We start from the raw sequence: 8,782 nt of genomic DNA, 5'->3' as shown, positions 1-8,782 counted from the left end.
GAGTGCCAGCGAGCTAAAGATAAAAGATAAAAGACAAAAGATGAAAGACAAAAGATGAAAGATGCCTGCCTTCGTGACTCAGTCAGGCAGGAAAGAGGAAAGATAAAAGAGACTTAAGACCGAAGAATATAAAGTGTTCTTCGGTCTTAACATATAAACTATATAAAACATGAGTGTACTTACTATATTGTATATGTATTTATTCAGGGATAGTTTATTTACCGATAACCGAACTTTTAAGCCCCCAGAGAATAAACAGAACATCTTTTTTTGTGGCTTCATCAATGTTGTTTTTATCCAAAGCTATCATTAAATCGTCTGTAGCATGAACAAATTCTTCCGGTTGTATATTCATCCCTTTATGAGCAGTGACCAAATCTCTTCCTTTATATTCTGCAGGTCCTCCACTTCCGGCACTTAAAAAATCTTTGACGTGTTGTTTTGTTACTTCTAATTTTTCAGTTCCTTTATCCGGAAGAAAACGGGCATTTATTGCAGGATTCTTCATGTGGATATCCACCATATCATCTATTATCATAGAGATACCTTCTGTACCTCCTAAGCGGTCAAATAAACTTGGTCCTTCATCTTTGCTCGGCTTTTGGGCGCAGGCACTTACCATTATTGATAAGAATAATACAATTGAGAATAACTTCTTCATAACTTCAAATTTTGATTATTTATTAAAATGAACAATTAAACATTCTTAATGCTTTTTTGTTGATTCAAAGTTACTTTTAGGATGTTAATTGCTCAGTAACAAATAGTTCAAAGACTTGTAATTTTGGTTCAGTGATGCAGTGACGGAAAGATTGAGTGACCTAATTAACCCATTAACCCATTATATCATTGAGCTACTGTTCTGGAAACCAGAAAGTCAGATGGTATGATGCCGTATTTTTTCAGAAAGCATTTCGAAAAGTACGACGGACTGCTAAATCCTGTTTCGAAAGCTATTTCGGATATATTACCTCTTTGTTTACTCAGTAATTTTTTCGCCTGATTAAGTCGGAAGTTTTTTAAGAATGAATTTGGAGATTTGCCAAATACCGACATCATGTTTCGGTAAAGTTGCGACTTGCTCTGTCCTAATCCCGAACTGAAGTCATCTACTTTAAGGTTTGTGTCGCGCCATTTTTCTTCTACAAAGCCCATGATTTTACTTACGAACTTTTCATCATTCTTAGTAAGTACGTTGATTAGTCTGTTATCAATCGGTGTGTTCATTTTTTCGCTTATATACAGGTCTCTTACTTCCGAAGTCATTACAATTTCGCGGCCGTTGGTTTCGCATAAGCTTTCGGCAAGTTTGATGGTGTCTTCGAAGATTGAATTCTTATTGGTAACCGGAACTCCGGCATTTAAACCTATTTTCAGTGTTGTATATTTATCCGGAGCAGTTGATTTATTAAATTCTGTCTGTATTTTTAACGCATAGCTTACAGCATCCGAAACAGATTTATATGAAATTAAAAAGAATCCATCTTCATGTTTTACAATATTTCCTCCGGATTGAAGGAGTAAATCCTTAATGTTTTTTATCTGCTTGTTGAAGATTGTGTATATGTCTGCCGAGTCTGTTGGATTTAATGTTTCCTGATGTAGTTTAACGATCATGATAGTCCGGAATGCAGGGTCGTTTATTATATTCAGATTGGTGTTTTGTGCTTTTTCAGGATCTTCTATTCTACCGAGAAAAGATTCAACTATACTGCCATCTACTTCAATTATTCTGTGTGGAACTTCGCCATGAGCATGGTTATGCATGTCTATAATGTTTTGTTTGTCCTTGGCTTCGATCAAACAAAATGCTGTTTTTCTTTTATCGTCGAACCAATATGTTAACCCTCTGCATCCAAATTTGTGTTCTATTTTTAAATCCTCCTGGTGTAATCCTGCTACAATCTCAGCAGTTACAGTTTCCGATACATCGTGGCGATCCATGTATATTGGCATGATTGTAATTTTTATGCGTTCCGCGAATTTGGTTTGATATACTCCGAACTCGTTAAACTTAATTAGACTGAGTAAATATAATGATTATTTTTTAATTACCTGTAATAAAGTTGTTTAACAATAGTGAAGTTGCCTCTATGGGCTCTATGGATCGCTTCCGGCCCGGGAGGCAACTTCTGTTCTAAAATTAAAGCAATAGAACTTATTTTCTATATTTTTTACCTGTACAGTCCTTTAATTGTTATGGCTCTTGCCAATAGTTTTATTGAGCCATCCGGTTCAGTGGGCAATCTTTCATGTATATTGTTTTTTAACTTTTCCTTTGATTCATCGTCTAAAGAATTTATATATCCCGGTGCCGGTCCCTGACCTCCCAGGAACGGTTTCCAATAGTCTTCAAAATTTTTGAAAACAGTATAAATGTCTAAAGCAGAGGATTCGATATTAATTAATCCTGCTTTCTGAAATAAATTTATTAATCCACCAGAATTACATATAGGAAAACGAATTCCTTCGTCAAGTTTGCGTGATTTTGAATCGACCTGATAAGCTGAATCCCAAAAATATCTTAAGAAGTCCATCCTGTCGGCGTAATCCCAAACATAAGCGGCGATAGTCCCATCCGGTTTTGTAACCCGTTTCATTTCAGATAAGACATTTTCTATGTTTGGGAAGAAATTTAGCGACAGACCAGATGCAACTATGTTGAAACTATTGTCTTTAAATGGTATATCTGATACGTTTGCTACTACAAATTCTCCATTTCCTGAAAGTCTTTTTTTTGCCATTTTTATAAACTCTTCCGATGTATCAATGCATGATATATTTTGAGGTTCGCCATGTTGGGCAATAGCTTCGCTCAGAGCTCCGGTTCCACAGCCAACATCAAGCCAGCTAATATGGGGAGGCATATTAAGCCACTTAATAAATTTGGGAGCGATTAACGAACTCCATCTTCCCATAAAATAATCATATGGGTCTCCACTTATCCAATTGACGTTTATTTTATTCATGTTTTAACCTCTGTTAAAATTTTTAGAGGTGATAAATGTTCATGCGTAATTTTCGATGTATCGTATGTCTTTACAAAAAAACAGAGTTATTTGCTTTTATAATTACAGACCTATATTAAAATGTATTTGGTATAACATTAAACTCAAAAATATCCGGTCTTGAGTAGTGTCCGGCTACATCAAACATTCGCTTGGCAGCAATTATTTCCTGAAGATCAATGTCGGCATATAAAATACCTTCTTTTGCCTCCATCGGACCGGCCATAAAGTTACCGTTCGGATCAATTATACAGCTATTGCCAATACTTATCCATTTCTTCTCTTTTGAATATAGTTTTTTGAATTCATACTCATCCGGAATATCACTCATTTGTAAGGTCATACAGCAACTTATCAAAAACAGACCTCCCTCTCTTGCAATATGTTGCACAGACTGAAGCCAGTTCTCGCTTTTGTCCCAGGTTGGAGAAGCTAATATTTGAGTTCCGGATTCATAAATTGCATTCCGGGCCAATGGCATAAAATTTTCCCAGCAAATTAATCCGGCAATCTTTCCTATTGATGTATCATAAGCCCCTAAAGAGCTTCCATCGCCCTGTGCCCATATGAGTCGTTCACCACCGGTTGGGATAAGTTTTCGGTGCTTACCTAATATACTGCCATCTTCATTTATAAATAATAAACTATTGTAAAGGCTTGCATTACTGGTTTCAGAGTTGCGTTCATGCATACCAATTACAATGTTTATTTTAGCACTTTTTGCTGCCTTACAAAGTTTATCGATGCTTTTATCCTGAATAGAAATGGCATTTTCAACAAGTTTTACATAAAGATCATTCAGTAATGTTCTTTTGCCGTTCGGAATAAGCCATATCCAGTCAGGATAGCCCGAAATAAATGCTTCGGGAAAAACAATTAATTTAGCACCTTTTGCTCCGGCTTCTGAAATAGCATCGCATGCTTTATCAACCGTTTTTTCTTTATTAAGGAAAACAGGAGAGAGTTGCGCTGCGGCTACTTTTATGCCTTCATTCATCTTATTTAGCAGGTTTTATATTCTGATTTACACTAAAGAAATTACCAGAGTCGTATTTAGCCTTTATGTCAGCCAACCTGTTGTAATTGTCTTTATAACTTGCCTGAACGCGTTCCTGGCCTTCATCCATTATAAAGTTTAAATATGCTCCTCCCGATGAATAAGGGTGTAGTGCATTCCAGTAATCTTTACACCAGTTAGTAATTTTATCTGCATTTTCAGGACTTGGGTCGACCCCTACAATAACTCCTGCGTAATTAGCATCTCTGTATGCCCACGGAGTATCGTCTCTGGATGGTCTGGCAGCTGCACCGCTAATCGGGTATAAGTGCATTTGAGAAAGAGGAGTTGGTATTTTAGATCCGAATTTCAGATGATTGGCTCTTACTTCAGGTCCTAAATCGTTAAAAAAGTCGGCTCTCCAGTACCATTGCATTCCCGGAGGCAGTAAGGCATCGAATAAAGATTGTATCGCAGGGTAAGGCATTTCGCCTACGTGTTCAAACAGAGGGTTCATATCCATTATTGGTTTGAAAACCTCTTCGGCTTTTTCCGGATCTCCAACATAATTCCATATTATTCCACAGAACTGTTTATTGTGAAGGTGTTCCGGAAAAGGTGGCCCCGGTATTATTAGTGTTGCAATGAAACCATTCAGGTCTTCTGTTGCATTGTGAATAAAACCGTCGTACCATTCCATAATTTCCTCTGTTTTTTCGATAGGCCACAGGGTAGGACCTCCAAAAACATATTTTACATCGTGTGCCTGAAATTTAAATGAGGTTACGATCCCGAAATTGCTACCACCACCTCTGATAGCCCAGTATAAGTCTGTGTTTTGGTCCTCATTTACAGTTACAAAAGTTCCGTCGGCCAGAACCATATCGGCTTCCAGTAAATTGTCAATTGTCAGACCATATTTTCTCGACAGGTGACCAACGCCACCACCAAGGGTCAATCCTCCAACACCGGTTGTGGAAACTATACCGGCAGGAACTGCCAGACCAAACGGGTGAGTTGCATGATCTACTTCCCCCCAAACATTTCCTCCACCAACTCTAACTGTTTTTGTTGAAGTATCTACTCGGATAAATTTTATGCCGGATAAATCAATTACCAGACCGTCATCGCACGACCCTAATCCCCCGCCGTTATGACCTCCTCCCCTTACGGCAACCAATAAGTTGTTTTCACGGCCAAAGTTCACCGAGCTGATAACATCGGCTACATCAACACATTTTACAATTACTCCCGGATGCTTATTTATCATTCCGTTGAACAGTTTTCTTGCATCATCGTAGTTTGAATCTTCCGGAAGCGTTACTTCTCCTCTGATTGTTGATGTAAATTCTTCGATTATTGACGGATTTATATCCTTAACTAAATTTTTCATGACATGTTGTTTTTTAGTTTGATAGGGATCTTATTGAAGGATTGTTTGTTTGTCATTTGTAAAATTAGGTCGTCAACATGTTAAAAACTGTAATAAACATTCCAAATGATGGTGTTTTTAGGTCAGAGGTCTGTTTTTTTCTCAAAAACTCCAATCCGCCTGACCGGACTGGCATGTGCATGGATGACAAGTACGAGGCGTCATCCTGAGCGAAATCTTTATATTCAGCGTAGCTAAACGCAGTGGAGTCGAAGAATCTATAATATAGAGATTGAGACCTTTCGACTACGTTTCACTCCGCTCAAGGTGACGAAAAAAATAAAATGGTCATAGGTATAGGGGGATATTATTTACCTCTTTACACTTTAAACAATCTATCCATTATATTTGACCTCAACCCAAAACAAATTTCCGGCTGAGAAAAATAAAAGCTATTTTTACGCTTTCAACAAATTAGAGAAACATGACGGATAATAATAACAGACTATTTTTACTGGATGCTTTTGCATTGATATACCGCGGATATTTTGCTTTTGCAAAAAATCCAAGAATTAATTCTAAAGGGCTTGATACATCTGCAATACTTGGATTCACAAATACTTTGATAGAAGTCTTAAGAAAAGAAAAGCCCTCGCACATTGCTGTAGTTTTTGATACTTCAAAACCCACTTTCCGTCATATTGAATACAAAGAATACAAGGCGCATCGCGATGCTATGCCAGAAGGAATTCAGGTGGCAATTCCGTATATCCATAAAATTCTTGAGGGATTTAAGATCCCACAGTTATTTGTTGATGGTTACGAGGCTGATGATGTAATCGGGACTTTGGCAAAGAAAGCAGAGAAGGAAGGTTATAAAGTTTATATGATGACTCCCGATAAGGATTACGCCCAACTGGTTTCAGAAAATATTTTCATGTACAAACCTTCACGTATGGGTAACGGAGTAGAGATTCTCGGTATTCCCGAGGTACTTGAAAAGTTTGAAATAGAGAGAGTAGATCAGGTAATTGATTATCTGGGGATGATGGGAGATGCTTCGGATAATATTCCCGGACTTCCCGGAGTCGGAGACAAAACAGCCAAGAAGTTTATCAAAGCCTACGGTTCAATGGAAGGTCTTTTTGAACATAGCAATGAACTAAAAGGCAAGATGAAGGAGAAAGTTGAGGCTAATAAAGAATTAGGTTTTCTTTCGAAGAAACTGGTTACAATTGAAACCGAAGTTCCTATTGATTTTGTAGAGTCTGATGTGCTTATCGAAAAAGCTAATATTGAAGAGCTGACTGAGTTGTTTAAAGATCTGGAATTTCGCAGACTGATGAATACTGTACAGAGCATGTATGGAGCTTCAATTTCTGAGGTAAGGCAGGATGAACCTGATGTTAGTGTTCGGAAAGTAATCACTCCTTCAGCAGGAGGAGTTCAGGGCGATTTATTTGCTGTTGCAGATACGGAAACAACGAATACTACAGGATTTAATACGATTGAGAATGTAGATCATTTTTATCAGTTGGTCGATACTACTGCAACCAGAAAAATGCTTCTGGACAAACTTTTAAAGCAAAAATCGGTTTGTTTCGATACAGAAACAACTTCTTTAAATACTTTTGAAGCCGAACTTGTTGGAATAGCATTTTCGTGGGAGAAACACAAAGGTTATTATTTGAGTATTCCTGAGGGTGAAGCAGCTGAAATTCTGGAAGAGTTTAAGCCTTTTTTCTACAGTGAAGAAATTGAAAAGATTGCTCAAAATTTGAAATATGACCTTAAGGTTTTAGCAAATAAAAATCACAATATAAAAGTAAAAGGGCCATTTTTCGATACTATGATAGCGCACTATCTGATTAATCCTGATATGCGACACGGTATGGACGTTTTGGCCGAAACATACTTGAATTACTCTCCTGTTCCAATTGAAAAGCTGATAGGTAAGAAGGGAAAAAATCAGCTTTCAATGCGAACTGTTCCTTTGCAGGATCAGACTGAATATGCAGTTGAAGATGCTGATATTACTTTTCAGTTAAAAGAACTATTTGAGAAAAAATTAGAAGAAGCGGGAACTACGGATTTATTCAGAGATATTGAAATTCCATTGGTTGAAGTGCTTTCATCGATGGAAATCGAGGGGATAAAAATTGATGAGGATTCTCTTGCCGGTATGTCGGTAGAATTGGAAGCTGATATTAGTAAAATTACAGATAAGGTTTATGCCGAAGCAGGCGAGGAATTTAATTTGAGTTCGCCAAAGCAAATTGGAGATGTGCTTTTTGGTAAACTACAACTTGTAGAGAAACCAAAGAAAACTAAAACAGGTCAATTCCAAACCTCTGAATCAATTTTGTCGAAATTGGCTCCTAAGCACGAGATTGTGCGTGATATTCTGGAGTATCGTTCTCTGGTAAAACTAAAATCAACTTACGTTGATGCTCTGCCAAAAGAAGTACAAAAAACTACCGGCAGAGTTCATACATCATACAGTCAGGCAACTGCTGCTACAGGGCGTTTGAGTTCTACTAATCCCAATTTGCAGAATATTCCTATCAGAACCGAGAAAGGGAAACTTATCAGGAAAGCATTTATTGCAAGGGATGATAATCATGTTTTGTTAGCGGCGGATTATTCGCAGATAGAATTACGCTTAATAGCAGAGTTGAGTAAAGACCCTGAAATGGTGAAATCGTTTAAAAATAATGAGGATATTCACGCTGCCACGGCTGCGAAAGTTTTTAATGTTCCGTTAGAAGAAGTGACAAGAGAACAGCGAAGCCATGCCAAAACAGTTAATTTCGGAATTATTTACGGAGTTTCGGCATTTGGGTTGAGTGAGCAAACGAGCCTTAGCCGTAAAGAATCGGCTGCTCTGATTGAATCTTATTACAATACATACACTCATCTTAAGGCTTTTATGGATGAGAAGATAAACTTTGCCAGAGAGTATGGTTACGTGGAAACCATTTTAGGAAGAAGAAGATATTTACAGGATATAAATTCGCGTAATGCCATGGTTCGTTCGGCTGCTGAACGAAATGCAGTGAACGCTCCGATCCAGGGTAGTGCGGCAGATATTGTAAAGATTGCAATGATCAATATAAAGAAGAGGTTTGATAAAGAAGGAATAAAGTCGAAAATGTTACTTCAGGTACATGATGAATTGGTTTTTGATGCCCTTAAAAGTGAACTCGAAATTATTAAGCCGATAATAAAAGAGGAAATGGAAAATGCTGTTAAAACCGATGTTCCTTTAACAGTTGATATGGGAATTGGTGAGAATTGGCTGGAAGCACATTAATTTTGCAGGGTTTTCTGCATTAAGTATTATTTACAAATACTAATTTTTTGTTTGTGTTCATGATTGCCAGGTAATTGAGGCGGTAGCTTAAT

6 protein-coding genes are annotated in these 8,782 nt (G+C 37.5%); 1 reads left to right on the top strand and 5 read right to left on the bottom strand.

Features of this window, described 5'->3' with window-relative positions; translation table 11 throughout:
• Positions 1-214 precede the first annotated feature (214 nt).
• The 5 genes from ABFR62_11485 to ABFR62_11465 all read right to left on the bottom strand — a co-directional run bounded on the left by ABFR62_11485 (position 215) and on the right by ABFR62_11465 (position 5,398).
• Complete coding sequence (locus ABFR62_11485) at positions 215-661, bottom strand: group 1 truncated hemoglobin (GenBank protein MEN8139041.1); 447 nt, start codon at positions 659-661, stop codon at positions 215-217.
• A 185-nt stretch (positions 662-846) separates the two neighbouring features.
• Positions 847-1,956 (bottom strand): nickel-binding protein, encoded by a 1,110-nt coding sequence (locus ABFR62_11480; GenBank protein MEN8139040.1) that lies wholly within the window; start codon positions 1,954-1,956, stop codon positions 847-849.
• 218 nt (positions 1,957-2,174) lie between these two features.
• Positions 2,175-2,969 (bottom strand): class I SAM-dependent methyltransferase, encoded by a 795-nt coding sequence (locus ABFR62_11475; protein ID MEN8139039.1) that lies wholly within the window; start codon positions 2,967-2,969, stop codon positions 2,175-2,177.
• Positions 2,970-3,084: 115 nt separating this feature from the next.
• On the bottom strand, positions 3,085-4,005 hold the full coding sequence (locus ABFR62_11470; protein ID MEN8139038.1) for a carbon-nitrogen hydrolase family protein: 921 nt from the start codon (positions 4,003-4,005) through the stop codon (positions 3,085-3,087).
• 1 nt (position 4,006) lies between these two features.
• Positions 4,007-5,398: an FAD-binding oxidoreductase gene (locus ABFR62_11465; protein MEN8139037.1), complete on the bottom strand. Its 1,392-nt coding sequence runs from the start codon at positions 5,396-5,398 to the stop codon at positions 4,007-4,009.
• 463 nt (positions 5,399-5,861) lie between these two features.
• On the opposite strand from ABFR62_11465, the gene polA reads away from it, so the two are divergent.
• Positions 5,862-8,690, top strand: coding sequence for a DNA polymerase I (polA, locus tag ABFR62_11460; GenBank protein ID MEN8139036.1), 2,829 nt, complete (start codon positions 5,862-5,864; stop codon positions 8,688-8,690).
• Positions 8,691-8,782: the final 92 nt, after the last annotated feature.

It is taken from the genome of Bacteroidota bacterium (assembly GCA_039714315.1).
Lineage (GTDB): Bacteria > Bacteroidota > Bacteroidia > Flavobacteriales > JADGDT01 > JADGDT01.
This window is presented reverse-complemented; position numbering and strand designations above follow the sequence as displayed.